Source organism: Massilia sp. X63 (assembly GCF_041023745.1).
In the GTDB taxonomy this organism is placed as follows: domain Bacteria; phylum Pseudomonadota; class Gammaproteobacteria; order Burkholderiales; family Burkholderiaceae_D; genus Telluria.
On sequence record NZ_JBFTEF010000004.1, the window covers coordinates 276,074 to 290,248 of the forward strand.

Annotated in this window: 12 protein-coding genes; 6 read left to right on the forward strand and 6 right to left on the reverse strand. The window is 69.0% G+C overall.

Features of this window, described 5'->3' with window-relative positions; genetic code table 11:
- Positions 1-13 precede the first annotated feature (13 nt).
- From AB3347_RS10570 to AB3347_RS10580, 3 genes are all read right to left on the reverse strand, one after another.
- Positions 14-610, reverse strand: a complete 597-nt coding sequence (locus AB3347_RS10570; protein ID WP_369091755.1) for a PEP-CTERM sorting domain-containing protein — start codon at positions 608-610, stop codon at positions 14-16.
- A gap of 233 nt (positions 611-843) precedes the next feature.
- On the reverse strand, positions 844-3,228 hold the full coding sequence (locus AB3347_RS10575) for a DNA polymerase II (RefSeq protein WP_369091756.1): 2,385 nt from the start codon (positions 3,226-3,228) through the stop codon (positions 844-846).
- 8 nt (positions 3,229-3,236) lie between these two features.
- Positions 3,237-4,037, reverse strand: coding sequence for a ferritin-like domain-containing protein (locus AB3347_RS10580; RefSeq protein WP_369091757.1), 801 nt, complete (start codon positions 4,035-4,037; stop codon positions 3,237-3,239).
- 102 nt (positions 4,038-4,139) lie between these two features.
- Between AB3347_RS10580 and AB3347_RS10585 the strand changes: the two genes are divergently transcribed.
- Both AB3347_RS10585 and AB3347_RS10590 read left to right on the forward strand, forming a co-directional pair.
- Positions 4,140-4,697, forward strand: a complete 558-nt coding sequence (locus AB3347_RS10585; RefSeq protein ID WP_369091758.1) for a cysteine hydrolase family protein — start codon at positions 4,140-4,142, stop codon at positions 4,695-4,697.
- Positions 4,698-4,824: 127 nt separating this feature from the next.
- Complete coding sequence (locus tag AB3347_RS10590; RefSeq protein ID WP_369091759.1) at positions 4,825-5,388, forward strand: hypothetical protein; 564 nt, start codon at positions 4,825-4,827, stop codon at positions 5,386-5,388.
- 10 nt (positions 5,389-5,398) lie between these two features.
- Here the strand turns inward: AB3347_RS10590 and AB3347_RS10595 are convergent, their stop codons facing one another.
- On the reverse strand, positions 5,399-6,196 hold the full coding sequence (locus tag AB3347_RS10595; RefSeq protein WP_369091760.1) for a LytR/AlgR family response regulator transcription factor: 798 nt from the start codon (positions 6,194-6,196) through the stop codon (positions 5,399-5,401).
- Positions 6,193-7,296: a sensor histidine kinase gene (locus AB3347_RS10600; protein ID WP_369091761.1), complete on the reverse strand. Its 1,104-nt coding sequence runs from the start codon at positions 7,294-7,296 to the stop codon at positions 6,193-6,195. The genes AB3347_RS10595 and AB3347_RS10600 overlap by 4 nt, the downstream gene beginning before the upstream one ends.
- A gap of 329 nt (positions 7,297-7,625) precedes the next feature.
- Here AB3347_RS10600 and AB3347_RS10605 point away from each other — a divergent pair, with 329 nt between their 5' ends.
- Genes AB3347_RS10605 through AB3347_RS10615 form a run of 3 tightly spaced genes read left to right on the forward strand, consistent with a single transcriptional unit; the run spans position 7,626 to position 10,318 of the window.
- Entirely contained in the window at positions 7,626-8,786 is a 1,161-nt protein-coding gene (locus AB3347_RS10605) for an exo-alpha-sialidase (RefSeq protein ID WP_369091762.1), read from the forward strand.
- Positions 8,786-9,502 (forward strand): hypothetical protein, encoded by a 717-nt coding sequence (locus tag AB3347_RS10610; RefSeq protein ID WP_369091763.1) that lies wholly within the window; start codon positions 8,786-8,788, stop codon positions 9,500-9,502. Before AB3347_RS10605 ends, AB3347_RS10610 begins: the two co-directional genes overlap by 1 nt.
- Positions 9,503-9,505: 3 nt before the next feature.
- Positions 9,506-10,318, forward strand: coding sequence for a hypothetical protein (locus AB3347_RS10615; protein WP_369091764.1), 813 nt, complete (start codon positions 9,506-9,508; stop codon positions 10,316-10,318).
- A 48-nt stretch (positions 10,319-10,366) separates the two neighbouring features.
- Here AB3347_RS10615 and AB3347_RS10620 read toward each other — a convergent pair whose 3' ends face one another.
- Positions 10,367-12,871, reverse strand: coding sequence for a TonB-dependent receptor plug domain-containing protein (locus AB3347_RS10620; RefSeq protein WP_369091765.1), 2,505 nt, complete (start codon positions 12,869-12,871; stop codon positions 10,367-10,369).
- Positions 12,872-13,068: 197 nt separating this feature from the next.
- Between AB3347_RS10620 and AB3347_RS10625 the strand changes: the two genes are divergently transcribed.
- Positions 13,069-13,977 carry an alpha/beta fold hydrolase gene (locus AB3347_RS10625; RefSeq protein ID WP_369091766.1) on the forward strand — a complete coding sequence of 303 codons (909 nt, stop codon included), beginning with the start codon at positions 13,069-13,071 and terminating at the stop codon, positions 13,975-13,977.
- Positions 13,978-14,175: the final 198 nt, after the last annotated feature.

The following is a 14,175-nucleotide window of genomic DNA, read 5'->3' on the forward strand; positions in this document are numbered from 1 at the left end:
GGGATGGAAGGATTCAGCGGGACGAACGCGGCGCACCCTGGCGGCGCCGCGCCAGGCCCAGGCCGGCCACGCCGGCAAGTACCAGGCCGATGCTGCCCGGCTCGGGTACCGCGGCCGCGGCGCCGATCTGCGCGGAGAACCCGGCGAACGAGCTGTTCCAGGTAAGGGCGGACAGGTCGAGCGCGATGGTGTGGCCGTCCAGCACCGACAGGACCGGAAGGCCGGCGATGCCGTCGATATCCAGCAGCGTGAAGCTGCCGATCTGCTGGGCCAGGCTGCTGCCGAAATCGAACACCAGGCGATATTCGCCGGACGCGGGCGCCAGGCCGTTGAGGATGACGCTCACGCGCCCGCCGGTGCTGAAATCGATGCCGAACAGGTAGTCGCCGGTGAGGAATTCGACCCCGCCCTGGTCACTGGGATCGATGCCCGTGACGTTGCTGCCTGGCTCCGCACTGAACAGGTGGTCCAGCCCGAGCATGCCGTCGCTCGCGCCGTTGTAGCTGCCGCTGATGGTGCTGCCTTGCAGGGAAATGGGTGCGGCGCCGGCCTGGCTTGCCGTGAGCGCTGCCGCCAATACCAGTGTCTCCAATATCTTTTTGGTTTTCATTGCGTGGTCCCGATCGGTCGAGTGATGTGTTGCACCGACCCCGGCCCAGGCATGGCCTGCGCCAGTGCCGGGGTAGCGGCGCTGCGTCTGCGTGAAGCGGAATCCCGCACGATGCGGATCGCACGGGCGCCAGCTGCCGAACCCGGCAGTGGAGCGGGAAGATTAGCACGAATACATGATATTTGGTCCAACCATTCAAAATTTTGGTCGGACCGAAGCTGGATGTGGCCTGGCTAGAACAGCGCCCCTTGCGGGCTGGTCAGGCGCGCGAAACTGTCGCCCAGGAAGGGCAGGATCGCATCGGCGATCGGCTCCAGCTGTTTCGTCAGGTAGTGCTCGTAGTCGATCGGCGCCGATCGACGTCCAGCGCGCAAGTCGAGCGGCTCCGGCCCCGCGGTCGTCATCACGTAGCGGATCCAGCCGCCACGCCGGTATTGCGGCGGGCGGCCTTGCGCGGTGTGGAAGTCGTCGGCCATGCGCGCGGCGCGCACGTGCGGCGGCACGTTGCGTTCGTAGTCGTCGAGCGGGCGGCGCAGGCGCTTGCGGTAGACCAGCAGCTCGTCCAGTTCGCCGCGCAGGGTGCGCGCCACGTAGTCGGCCACCCAGGCTTCGTAGGGTTCGCCCTTGAACACGCGCAGGTAGAGCTCCTGCTGGAACTGCTGCGCCAGCGGCGACCAGTCGGTGCGCACCGTCTCCAGGCCCTTGTACACCATCTCTTCGCTGCCGTCCGGGTGGGTGACCAGGCCGGCATAGCGCTTCTTGCTGCCTTCGTCGGAGCCGCGCACGGTGGGCATCAGGAAGCGCCAGTAATGGGTGTCGAATTCCAGCTCCAGGCTCGACGCCAGGCCGTATTCGGCCTGCAGGTGTTCGCGCCACCAGCCGTTGACGTGTTCCACCAGCGCCTGGCCGATGCGCCGGGCCTCGGCCTCGGCGTGCGCCCTGCCCAGCCAGACGAAGGTCGAGTCGGTATCGCCGTAGATCACCTGGTAGCCCTGCGCCTCGATCAGGGCGCGGGTGCGGTGCATGATCTCGTGTCCGCGCATGGTGATCGACGAGGCCAGGCGCGGATCGAAGAAGCGGCAGGCGGTGGTGCCGAGCACGCCGTAGAAGGCGTTCATGATGATCTTGAGCGACTGCGACAGCGGCGCGTTGCGTGCGCGCTTGGCGGCCTCGCGGCCCTCCCATACCTGGCGCACGATGCCGGGCAGGCAATGGCGGGTGCGCGAGAAGCGCCCGCCCCGGAAGCCCGGCACCGTTCTCTCTTCGGGTTCGGCCAGGCCGGCCACCAGGCCCACCGGGTCGATCAGGAAGGTGCGGATGATCGAGGGGTACAGGCTTTTGTAGTCGAGCACCACCACCGAGTCGTACAGGCCGGAACGCGAGTCCATCACGAAGCCGCCCGGGCTGTCGCCGGCGGCCACGTCGCCGATATTGGGCGCCACGAAGCCCTGGCGGTGCATCAGCGGCATGTAGCGGTGCTCGAAGGCCGCCACCGAGCCGCCGCTGCGGTCCACCGCCAGCCCCGTGACGCTGGCGCGCTCCAGCAGGAAGCGGATCAACTCGGTCTTCTCGAAGATGCGGGTGACCAGTTCGCAGTCCTTCAGGTTGTAGAAGGCCAGCGCCGGCTTGTCCTCGGCGAACATGCGGTTGATCTCGTCCATCCGGCTGTAGGGATTGTCGATCGCCTTGCCTTCGCCCAGCAGCGACTGCGAGACCGACTCCAGGCTGAACGAGGGGAAACTGTAGGTGGCCGAGCGCAATGCCTCGATGCCGTCGATCACCAGGCGGCCGGCGATCGAGACGAAGAAGTGCTCCGAGCGGCCATGCTCGCGGGTCTCGACGGCGCTGCCGTCGCGCCCCAGACGCAGCGGGCGCCCGCGCTGCTGTGCGGCCTGCACCAGCATGCGCAGGTCGAACTGGATCACGTTCCAGCCGATGATTGCGTCCGGATCGTGCTGCGCGATCCATGCTTCCAGGCGGTCGAGCAGTTCGGCGCGGCTGGCGCAGTAGTCCAGCGCGAAGTCGAGTTCGCGTTCCGCGCCGTTCGGCTCGCCCAGCATGTAGACCTGGCGCTGGCCGCAGCCTTCCAGCCCGATGCAGTACAGCTCCCCGTGCTGGTTGGTCTCGATGTCGAGCGACACCAGGCGCAGCTGCGGGCGGTAGTCGCCGTCGGGCTTCAACTGGGCGTCGCGGATCAGGGACGGATCGTGCGGGTCCGGCGTGCCGCTCACCAGCACCGGCGCCGTGATGAAGCGCTCCATCAGGTAGCGCTCGGGCGGGCGCACGTCGGCCTCGTACACGTCGACGCCGAATTCGCGCAGGCGCTTTTCCAGGCGCAGCAGCTGGCGGTACTGGCGGCAGTACAGGCCCAGCACGGGGCGGTGGCGGAAGTCGCACAGGGCCAGTTCGCGCAGCTCCCAGCCGTTCTTTTCGCTGCGCAGCACCAGTTCGGCGTCGGCGCGTTGTTCCAGCGGCAAAAAGGCGACCGCGGTCTGGGGCGCCAGGCGCACCCGGCGCGGGCCCGCTGCGCTGGCGATCCAGAACTCGACTTCCAGGCCGGCCTCGCCATCGCGCCAGTGCCGGGTCAGCAGGAAGCCCTGCAGGGCGGACGTCTCCATGGCCTGGCCTAGCCGAAGCGCGCCAGCTCCGCTTCGCTGAAGCCCGCCTGGCGCCGCGCCTCCAGGTTGAACGGACCTTTCAGCACCGGCGCCCCGTAACGCACCGTCAGCTCGGCGTAGGTCGATACCGGCTCCAGTCCGCGCAGGCCGCACAGGTGGAGGTACCAGCGGTTGCCGATCTCGACGTGGCCGACCTCATCGGCCAGCAGCACGTCGAGGATGGCGGCGGCCTCCTGGTCGCCGGCCTGGGCCAGCTTGGCGCGCAGCGGCGGAATCGCATCCAGCCCGCGCGCCTCGAGCGTGCGCGGCACCAGGGCCATGCGCGCCAGCACGTCGCCGCGGGTCTTCTCGACCATCTCCCACAGGCTGTCGTGGCCGGGGAAGTCGCCGTAGGCGTGACCGAGCGTGGCCAGGTGGGCGCACAGCATGTTGAAATGCAGCGCCTCTTCGCCCGCCACCCGCAGCCAGTCGGTGTAGTAGTCGCGCGGCATGCCGGGGAAGCGCCACAGCGCGTCGAGCGCCAGGTTGACCGCGTTGAATTCGATGTGGGCCAGCGCATGGATCAGCATGGCGCGGCCTTCGACGCTGGCCATCGAACGGCGGCCGACCAGGCGCGGCGGCACCAACTCGGGCCTGGCGGGGCGGCCCGGGATGCCGTCGGGGGCGGCCAGCACCGCCTCGGCGGCCACGCTCCAGTCGCCGGCACGGTGCGCCGCGACCAGCGCCGCCACCCCGGCGGTCTTCACGGCGGGGTCGGTGTCGAGCAGGGAGTGCAGAGCGCGTGCGCGAAGCTCCAGCGGTTGCGCCATCGTAGCGGCCTTCAGGGTGTGCGAAAGCGCTAGTGTACCAAAGCCCATGCCGGGCCTTCCAGCCTGGGTTACCATGGGCGACCAGTCCAGCCACGAGCCACCATGCACAACGCCCATCCCGCCCTCGTCATCATCGACATGCAGCAATGCATGGCCAGCCCGTCCGCCGGCGCACGCAACAACCCGCAAGCCGAAGCCAACATCGCCGCCCTGCTGGAAAGCTGGCGCGCCCGCGCTGCGCCGGTGGTCCACGTGCGCCATATCTCGCGCTCTCCGGACTCGGGTTTCGCCCCGGGCCAGCCGGGCGCGCGCTTCCAGAGCGCGTTCGAACCGCGTCCAGGCGAACACCTGGTCGAGAAGAACGTGCCGGACGCCTTCCTCCACTCGACCCTGGAGCGCTGGCTGCGCGTGCGCGGCATCGAGCGCCTGGTGCTCGCCGGCGTCAGCACCAACATCTCGGTCGAATGCAGCGCGCGCAGCGCCGGCAACCTGGGCTTCGCGGCATGGGTGCCTGCCGATGCCTGCTTCGCCTTCGCCCGCCAGGACCATGCGGGCGTGGCGCGCAGCGCGGACGAGGTGCACGCGATGTCGCTGGCGAACCTGGATGGCGAGTACGCCACGGTCACCACGACCGCCAGCGCACTGGAACTATTGCGCTAGTTGCTGCGCTGCGTCATCGGCGCCACAGTCTACCCTCGGCGCATTGTGGACAAAGCGGCAAGCTTGCTAATATGGTCGACCCGGCTTCCACTTCGCGCGGCCGGGTTCACTGCAAAGGATCCGTGCCATGTTTGCCCGCCCTGCCCTGCATTCCCGCCTCATCCTCGCCGCCTGCGGCCTCGCCGCGGAAGTCGCCCACCTCGGGTGGGAATACACCCACGGCGGCGTGCCCGCCCACCACCTGCTGAACAATCCCGAGCTGCCTGCCGTCTCCAACTGGTGGGACCTGCTGGTCATCCCGCTGCTCGTGTGGTTCCTGGTGGGACGCATCCAGCGCCGCGCCGCTACCCTGGTGCAGGTAGGCAGCCGCGAGCGCTTCCGCACCCTGGCGCAGACCCGCTTCGCCGTCACGTTCCTGTGGGGCGGCGCGCTGTCGCTGGCCTTCAGCGCCGGCCACCCGGCCGTCACCTGGATCTTCTTCGGCGCCTTTGCGGCCAGCCTGTTCGTCCATGCCTGGCGCGCCGAATACGTGCTCGGCTTCGCCCTGGGCATGAGCTTCACCTTCGGGGCGGTGCTGCCGGTGCTGGTCGCGTCCACCATTGCCGCCTGCTCGTTCGCGGCGCACCTGCTGCTGGGTGGCGTGCTGCGCCTCGCCCGCGGCGGCCGCGCGCGCGGCATCGAGCTGCCCTAGGCCGGGCGGCCTACATCTGGCGGAACAGGTGCGCGTAGACCGGGCTCACGCGCGGTTTCTCGGGGCGCTTGCGCAGGTTGAGCATCACCTTGCCCATGGTGTCGCGCCCCGCGCTGGCCACGCAAGCCATGTTGACCACGGTGCTGCGGTTGATCTGCCTGAATTGCACGGGATCGAGCTGCGGCAGCAGTTCCTTGAGCGGGGTGCGGATCAGGGCTTCGTGTTCGCTGGTGGCCACGTTGACGTACTTGTCGGTGGCCTGGAAGAACACGACCTCTGACACCGGGATCATGCGGACCATGGTGCCGACCGCGGCGCGCACGAACTGCAGGCGCTCCGGCGCCGGGCCGGCCGGCATCAGCGCCTGCAGGCGGCCGACCAGTTCGGCCAGCGAATCGCCGCTGTCCGCCGGTTTCCCGGCGCGCCCGGCCAGCAGTCCCTGCAGGCGCTCCACCGTGCGGCCCAGGCGGGCTTCGTTTACCGGCTTGAGCACGTAGTCGGCCGCATCCTGCTCGAAGGCCTGCACGGCATAGTCGTCGTAGGCGGTCACGAACACCACGTAGGGGAAAGGCGCAGGGCCTTCCCAGCGTTCGGCCAGTTCCTCGGCCGCCTCGATGCCGGTCTGGCCGGGCATCTTGATGTCCATGAACAGCAGGTCTGGCGCCAGCTGCAGCGCCTGCTCCACGGCGGCCATGCCGTTCGGCGCCGTGCCGACGATCTCCAGCCCCGGCCAGAGCCGGGTCAGGGTGCGGGCAAGGGTGGCCGCCAGGATCGGTTCGTCTTCTGCAATCAGGGCGCGGATGCTCATGCGGTCTCCAAAGGTAAGCTCAGGTGGACAAGGGTGCCCTGGGCTTGCCCGGGCACGAGTTCGACGCCGGCGCGTTCGCCGTACAGCACGCGCAGGCGCTCGCGGGTGGTCTGCAGGCCGACGCCGCCGCCGGCCTTGCCGCCGGACCGGCCCGGACCCAGGCCGTTATCGCGCACGCGGATCTCCAGCAGGCCGTCGCGCGCGGCGGCGGAAATCGTCACTTCGCCGCCCTCGATCTTGGGCTCCAGGCCGTGCACGATCGCGTTCTCGACCAGCGGTTGCAGCAGCATCGGCGGCAGGCGCACCCGGCGCAGGCCCGGCGGGAGTTCCAGTCGGTAGGCCAGGCGCTCGCCCATGCGCACCCGCATCAGGCCGAGGTAGGCGTCCATCGCGGAGAATTCCTCGCCCAGCGTGGTGCTTTCCGAGCGGGTGGCGCCGAGCGTGGCGCGCAGGTACTGGATCAGCTGGTCGAGCATGAGGTTGGCGCGCTCCGGGTCGAGGGTGATCAGGCCCTGCAGGTTGGCCAGGGTATTGAACAGCATGTGCGGCTCGATCTGGGCCTGCAGCAGGCGCAACTGGGCCTGCAGGGCCTGGCGCTCGATGGTCTCGGCGCGCAGCCGGGCTTCGTTGTGCGCATGCTTGATGCGCTGCACCCGTTCGCGCTGCACCACCAGCAGCGTCATCGCCACCAGGCCGATGAAGGTGAACAGGATGTAGCTGATCCGGCCCAGGGTCGGATACTCGGCCAGGCTGGGCGGCTTGTGGCCGACCAGCAGCGCGCCGATGTGGATGCCGGCGAAATGGGCCGGTGCGGCCACCAGCAGGATCACCCCGACCAGCGCCAGCCAGCGCTTCGGGTGGCCTTCCAGCGCTGGCCAGAACCGCAGGCGCAGCAGGTCGACCACGGCAAAGCCGGGCACCCCGATGCAGAGCGAATAGACCAGCTGCTCGGGCAGGGTCTCGGGCTTGGCGACCAGCAGCACGATCATGACGGCGGCGAGCACGCTCGCCAGCACGGCCAGGCGCAGGTCGCGCAGCACCGTGGAGACCAGGGGGCCGGGCGGTGCTGCGGGGATGGCGGATTGGCTCGGGCTGTGCATGCGGTCTCGCTTGGGTTTGGTGGCAGATCCGCATTCTGCCCAGCCATGGCGTTCCGGGCAAGCCGGCTGCGATGAACTCGCGGTTTGCGGCCGTGAACCGGGTTCCGGTTCGACCGGAATGCGGCCGCAACGCAGCGTCAATACGTAACTGTCGTGTCAAATTTGGGCTCTTTCCTGTAGGATAATGCCCTCGTTGTATCAGATGTTCGCTTGCTTGGTGGGCCCAGCCGGATCGATACCGTGCGCCGCATACCTGCAGTACACGAATCGATAACAAACCGCATGCCGCGGATCCGGTGCCGATGTCGGTCCGATTCCGCCAGGAGTCTATGGAGCCTTCCCTGCAAACGCGCGGTGCCGCGCGCAGCCGCACCACCCTTGCCTGCATCGCCGCAGTACTGGCCATCGCCGCCCTCGAAGCGGCGCGCTGGGCCCACGGCGCCCGCGCCGCCGCTCCCTCCGCCGTGCAGGCCGTCGTACCGGGACGGGTCGCCCTGTCGGAGCTATCCCGTTCCCTGATCCCCATGCCGCGCAACACGCCCTCGGCCCACGCCAGCGCGATGGCGACCTTGCCGGGCGACCGCATGCTGAGCTTCTGGTGGGCCGGCAGCCGCGAGAGCGGTCCGGACGTCAAGGTCTATGCCGCGCAATGGCATAACGGCAAATGGGGCCAGCCCTGGGAGGTCGCCAGCCGCGAATCGCTCGGCAAGGCGCTCGGCTTCGGCGTGCGCCGGATCGGCAACCCGGTCGCCTGGACCAGTCGCGACGGCCGCATCCACCTGTACGTGGTCGCCACCGGCCTGGGCGGATGGGCGGCCTCGCGCGTGGCCCATCTGGTCTCCAGCGACGAAGGCGCCAGCTTCGCGATGAAGCGCGTGCTGCCGATGTCGCCCCTGTTCAATACCAGCGTGCTGGTGCGCACCAATGCGGTCGGCCTGGTCGACGGCGGCTGGTGGCTGCCGGTCTACTTCGAACTCGGCATCAAGTATCCGATGCTGATGGCCTTCGGACCGGACGGCGAGCCGACCGGCGTGGCGCGCATCGGCGAACGCACCACCACGCTGCAGCCGGCGATCGTGCCGGTCTCGCAGCTCGAGGCGCGCGCCTGGATGCGCGACGCCAGCGACGAGCGGCGCGTGCAGCATGCGCGTACGCGCGACGGCGGCGCCAGCTGGGAAGACCTGCCGCCGCTCGAACTGAACAACGAGGATACCTCGATGGCGGTGCTGCGCCTGGCCAACGGCGAGTTCCTGATGCTGCACAACCACATCCGCGCGGGCGGCTCCGCGCGCAGCCTGCTGCGCCTGTCGCTCTCGAAGGACGGGCGGTCGTGGCGCACCGTGGCCGACGTGGCCAGCGGCAGCGCCGGCGACGAGTTTTCGTATCCAACCATGCAGCAGGTCGGCAGCGAGCTGCATGTCACCTATACCTTCCAGCGTCGGGCGATCGCGCATCACCGGTACCGGATCACGATTGGGGAGAGCATCTGATGGCATTGCCTGAGCTGTCGTGGCAGTTCGTCTACGCGCGCCTGGCCTGGGCGCTGATCTTGGCGGCCCTGGTGGCGGGCGCCTGGCCGGCGGCCTGGCGCCTGCCGCGCCCGGCGCTGGCCGCCATCGGCGCCGCTTGCCTGCTCCTGATGGCGCTGCCGGGCGCGGCCTCGCCGGCCTGGCACCTCGGCCTGGCCTTCCAGTACCCGAGCGGCCTGCTGGCCGCGCTGTGCCTCGTCAGGCTGCATGGGCGCTGGCGCGGCGCGCCGGGCGGCGCTGCCGGCGCCATGCCGCTGGGGCTGGCCGCGCTGCTGGCGGCGACCGGCACGGTGCTCTACCTCGACGCCTTCGGCCTGCTCGCGCGCGGGCTGTATTACGCCGGCTTCGGTCCTGCCTTCGCGGCGCTGCTGGCCATGCTGCTGGCGCTGGCCTGCCTGGCGGCCGTGGTGCGCGGCCGCGGCCGCTCCCAGGCCTGCGCGGCCCTTGGCGCCCTGCTGCTGTTCTCGCTCGCGCGCCTGCCGACCGGGAACCTGTGGGACGCCCTGCTCGACCCGCTGCTGTGGGGCTGGGCCCTGCTTACCCTGGGCGCGGCGGCGCTGCGCGCCCTGCTGCGCCGCCGCACGCCAGCGCAATCGGCGCAGCCGGCGCCGCAACAGCAGCAACTGCCGGCCCTGCGCAGCGCCGGCGCCGAACCGTTTTCACCCATCAAGGAGTAGTCTGTGGCAAACAAGAAGTCGTTTCTCCATCCCGTCATCGCCACCGGGATCCTCATCAACATCTTCGTGCTGGTGCTCGCCGTGCTGGCCAGGGACGACACGGCCGCCCTGTGGCGCCTGCTGGTCGAAGACGGCATCGTCGAATGGATGCAGTTCCTCTGCTTTACCGTGCTCGCGATGCTGCTCGGCTTCGCCTTCTTCGAACGCCTCAAGCGTGCCGACCGCGGCGTGCTGGAACTGCTGGCCCTGGGCGGCCTGAGCCTGCTGTGCGCGCTGGCCGCGCTGGAAGAGATCAGTTGGTTCCAGCGCGTCCTGAACGTGCAGTCGTCCGAGTTCTTCCTGCAGAATAACCGCCAGGGCGAGACCAACATCCACAATCTGGCGGTGGGCAGCGGCAGCCTGCACAAGAACGTGCTGCTCAAGCTGATCTTCATCGTGGGCATCACCCACAACCTGATCCTGCCGCTGGTGGCGCGCTTCAAGCCGGGCGTGCAGCGCTGGGTCGAGAAGCTCGGCCTGTACCTGCCGCCGCTGTCGGCCTCGGTGATCTACCTGGTGCTGGTGGCCCTGTCGCACGCCCTGATCGAGCATCCGCGCAAGGGTGAGCTGGGCGAGATGTTCGGCGCCGTGCACTACCTGGCGACCGTGTTCGCCGCGTATTTCGCGGGCGTCAACTACACCCGCCCGACCCTGTTCGAGAACCCGGCCGACATCCGCCGCCTGTCGGCGCTGTTCGCCAGCTGGATGGTGTTCCTGCTGATGGTGGCGTGGATGCTGAGTGCCGGCGCCGGCGCCGGCGCCCCGCCCGCTGCCTGACCGCTGTCTTGCTTGGGTGGACGGCGCAGCCGTCCACCCGACATCTACTTAAAACCCGTAGTTCATGCGGGCATAGATGAAGCGTCCCGCACGCCCGAACGGCGCGTAGTTCGCGAACGGCGTGTTGCCGGTGGTGTTCAGCGCCGGCGGCTGGGTCTCCGGATACTGGTCGAACAGGTTGTCCGCACCCAGCGCCAGGCTCAGTTTCGGGGTGAACGCGTAGCGCGCCTCGATGTCCACCAGGGTCTTGGCGCTCATCCAGAAGTCCAGCGCCGCCGTGGTGCCCGGCTGCAGCGTCTTGCCGTAACGCGTCGCGCGCAAGGTCGCGCCCCACTGTCCCAGCTTCCAGTTCATGTTGGCGCTCAGCTTGTTCTCCGGCTGGCCTTTTTCCAGCGACAGCACGTTGAGGCGATCGAACAGCACCGGCGCCGGGTTCAGCGCGGCCAGCTGCGCCGTCACCGGCACCTTGGTCACCTTGGTGTCGGTGAAGTTACCGGCCAGCGTGAAGTCGAAGTTGCCCGCGCCCGCCGTCTTCATCGGCCAGCTCAGCACCACGTCCACACCCTGGGTGCGGGTGTCGACGCCGTTGATGAAGAAGCGCCCGCCACCCACGCCGGTAATGCCCTGCGAGATGATGTAATTGCGGACGTTCGCCTGGGTCAGGTTTTCGGACAGGATGATGCGGTCCTCGATGTCGATGCGGTAGGCATCGATGGTGATGCTGAAGGGGTCGAAGCGCATCACCGCGCCCAGCGAGGCGTTCACCGATTTCTCGGCTTCCAGCGGCTTGGCGCCGAGGGCCACGGCCACCCGGTCGGTCGGGCGGAAGGTGGTGATCTCGAAAGGCACGCCGTTGATGAAGTTGGTCGAGGTGGCGGTGAAGTTCTGCTGCTGCGGCGAGGGTGCGCGGAAGCCGTTCTGGATCGCGCCGCGCAGGGCGAAGGACTTGCTGAAGTCGTAGCGGCCAGAGAGCTTGCCGGCCAGGCTGTTGCCGAAGTCGGTGTAGTGCTCGGCACGCACCGCGACCGAAGCCAGGAATTCCGGCGTGAGGTTGGCTTCCAGGTCGACGAAGGCGCCAATCGCGCTGCGGTGGGCGTCGACTTCGTTGGACGGACGGAAGCCCGGGAACACCTGGGCGCCCGGCGCCGCCGGGGTGCCGTTCGGCAGGATCTCGGGGCCGGCGCGCCACGAATCCGGCTCGCCCGCGAACAGCTGGTAGCCCTCGCGGCGCGCCTCGGTGCCGACCGCGACGTTCAGCGGCGAAGCCAGCCCGCTGACCTCCAGCGAGCGCACCCCGGTCAGGTTGAACACCAGCTGGTCGTATGCGTAGCCGCCCGCATAGAAGGTGGTCTTGCTGCTCGGGCCGATCGAGCGGTTCAGGGTGTTCTCGATGTCGTAGGCCATGCGGTTGCGGCCGTAGCCGAGCGAGGCGTCCATATCCCAGCCGCCGGCCAGCCAGGTGACCCCGCCGGTGGCGGAGAAATCGTTGACGGTGGGCGCGATGATCGGCAGGAAGCCGTTCGGGTAGATCGACGGGATGTTGCGGGCATCCTGGGCCGGGCGGAAGAAGCCGCCCGAGCGCGCAAAGCGGTTCTGGCCGCTGGTCCAGCCGTACAGCTTGACGCCGCCGCCCAGGTCGTAGCCGGCGTTCGCGAACACGGTGACCTGCTCCATCTCCGGCTCGCCATACCAGGCGTTGAAGCGGTTGACGGTCAGTTCGCGCGGATCGAAGGCACCGCCCGCCAGGCGCGGGTATTGCTGGCGCATGTCGTAGCCGCTGCGCTCGGTGCGTTCCTGCTTCTTGTATTCGCCGGCGATGGTCAGGTGGCCGCTCTCGCCCAGGGCCAGCCCCTTCCACAGGCTGACGGTGGCGGTCTGGCCGTCGGTGCGCTCCCGCGAGCTCGGTGCGGTCCAGGTGCCGCCGGCCGGCGGCGCATCGTTCCACAGATCGTATTCGGTCTTGCGGGCGCCGTAGGTGACGCTGGCCTCGCCCCCAGTGCGGTCGGTGCGCAGGCGCAGGTTGACCACGCCCGAGATCGCGTCGGAGCCGTACTGGGCGGCGGCGCCGTCGCGCAGCACCTCGACGCTTTTCACGATCGCAGTCGGGATGGTGTTCATGTCGACCGAGGCCGAGCCGCGCCCGATCGAACCGTTCACGTTGACCAGCGAGGAAGCGTGGCGGCGCTTGGAGTTCACCAGCACCAGGGTCTGGTCGGGCGCCATGCCGCGCAAGGTGGCGGGACGGATGGTGTCGGTGCCGTCGGTAATGGCCGGACGCGGGAAGTTCAGCGACGGCAGCGCCATCGACAGTGCCTGGGTCATCTCGGTGCTGCCGGCGTTCTTCAGGGTCTCGGCCGAAATGATGTCGACCGGCGCGGCGGTGTCGAGCGCGGTGCGGTTGGCCACGCGGGTGCCGGTGACCACCACGGTGGCCGAGGCTGCCGGATCGGTCGCGGCGGGCGCTGCGGCGCCGGTGTCCTGCGCCTGTGCGCTCGAGAACAGCGAGGCGATGGCAAGGGCCAGCACCGTCTTTTGCCTTACAGATTTCTGCATCGTGAATTCCCTCTTGTTGTTGTCGGCGCGCCAGTTTGGAGAGGCGCAATTTGATACTGCTGGGCACACCGGAGGATGTCAATTCGCAAAGTTTCGATTGGGCATATTTACAACAGTGACGGACGCGTCAGGCTGGCGTAAGAATCGACGCCGGCAGGCTGTTACACTTTTACTCCTGCCACCATTGGGGCCACGCCATGCAAGACGTCCTGTTTCCCGGCTTCCGGCCGATCCGCATCGATACCGCGGAAGGCGTCGGCATTGCCGGCGTCCTCGGCGGCGCCGGGCCGCCGCTGCTGCTCCTGCATGGCCACCCGCAGACCCACGCGATCTGGCACAAGCTGGCGCCCGGCCTGCTCCAGCACTTCACGCTGGTAGCCTGCGACCTGCGCGGCTACGGCGACTCGTCCAAGCCGCGCGGCGCCCCGGACCATGCGAACTACAGCAAGCGGACGATGGCGGCCGACATGCTGGCGGTGATGCGCGCGCTCGGCTTCGAGCGCTTCCGGGTGCTGGCGCACGACCGCGGCGCGCGCGTGGCGCACCGCCTGATGGCGGACCATCCGCGGGCGGTGGAGCGCGCCGTGCTGCTCGACATCGCGCCGACCCTGGCCATGTACGAAGGGACTACCGAAGCCTTTGCGCGCGCCTACTGGCACTGGTTCTTCCTGATCCAGCGGGCGCCGCTGCCCGAGCGCCTGATCGAGGCCGACCCGGCCGCTTACCTGCGCGACGTGATGGGAGGGCGCAGCGCCGGCATGGCGCCTTTCGATGCGCGTGCGCTGGCCGAGTACACGCGCTGCCTGGCCCTGCCCGGCACCGCCCACGGCATCTGCGAGGACTACCGGGCCGCGGCCGGGATCGACCTGGAACACGACCGGATCGACCGCGACGCCGGCCGCCGCATCGACACGCCCCTGCTGGCGCTGTGGGGCGCGCAGGGCGTGGTGCAGCGCTGCTTCGATCCGCTGGCCGAGTGGCGCAAGGTGGCGGCACGGGTCGAGGGCGAGGCCCTGCCCTGCGGCCACTACATTCCGGAAGAGGCGCCGGAAGCGCTGCTGGCGCGCGCCCTGCCCTTCCTGCGCGCGGACCTGGCGCCAGGCTGAAGTCCGGCGCCGGCCAGGCTGCGCGCGGTCAATGCGCACCACCTTGCACGCTCGTCAGGCATGCAAACAACATTTGCACAAGAGCGCCTGGATGCACATATTATTTGCATAATCAACAACTCCACCGGCACTTCGGTGCCGCCCCTTGCCGCACTGCGCGCCGGCATCCACAGTTTGCCATTTCCTTATTGTTGCCCA

Coding starts and splice junctions, on each gene's coding strand:
- AB3347_RS10570 (WP_369091755.1), bottom strand. CDS start 610: ATGAAAACCAAAAAGATATTGGAGACACTGGTATTGGCGGCAGCGCTC.
- AB3347_RS10575 (WP_369091756.1), bottom strand. CDS start 3,228: ATGGAGACGTCCGCCCTGCAGGGCTTCCTGCTGACCCGGCACTGGCGC.
- AB3347_RS10580 (WP_369091757.1), bottom strand. CDS start 4,037: ATGGCGCAACCGCTGGAGCTTCGCGCACGCGCTCTGCACTCCCTGCTC.
- AB3347_RS10585 (WP_369091758.1), top strand. CDS start 4,140: ATGCACAACGCCCATCCCGCCCTCGTCATCATCGACATGCAGCAATGC.
- AB3347_RS10590 (WP_369091759.1), top strand. CDS start 4,825: ATGTTTGCCCGCCCTGCCCTGCATTCCCGCCTCATCCTCGCCGCCTGC.
- AB3347_RS10595 (WP_369091760.1), bottom strand. CDS start 6,196: ATGAGCATCCGCGCCCTGATTGCAGAAGACGAACCGATCCTGGCGGCC.
- AB3347_RS10600 (WP_369091761.1), bottom strand. CDS start 7,296: ATGCACAGCCCGAGCCAATCCGCCATCCCCGCAGCACCGCCCGGCCCC.
- AB3347_RS10605 (WP_369091762.1), top strand. CDS start 7,626: ATGGAGCCTTCCCTGCAAACGCGCGGTGCCGCGCGCAGCCGCACCACC.
- AB3347_RS10610 (WP_369091763.1), top strand. CDS start 8,786: ATGGCATTGCCTGAGCTGTCGTGGCAGTTCGTCTACGCGCGCCTGGCC.
- AB3347_RS10620 (WP_369091765.1), bottom strand. CDS start 12,871: ATGCAGAAATCTGTAAGGCAAAAGACGGTGCTGGCCCTTGCCATCGCC.
- AB3347_RS10625 (WP_369091766.1), top strand. CDS start 13,069: ATGCAAGACGTCCTGTTTCCCGGCTTCCGGCCGATCCGCATCGATACC.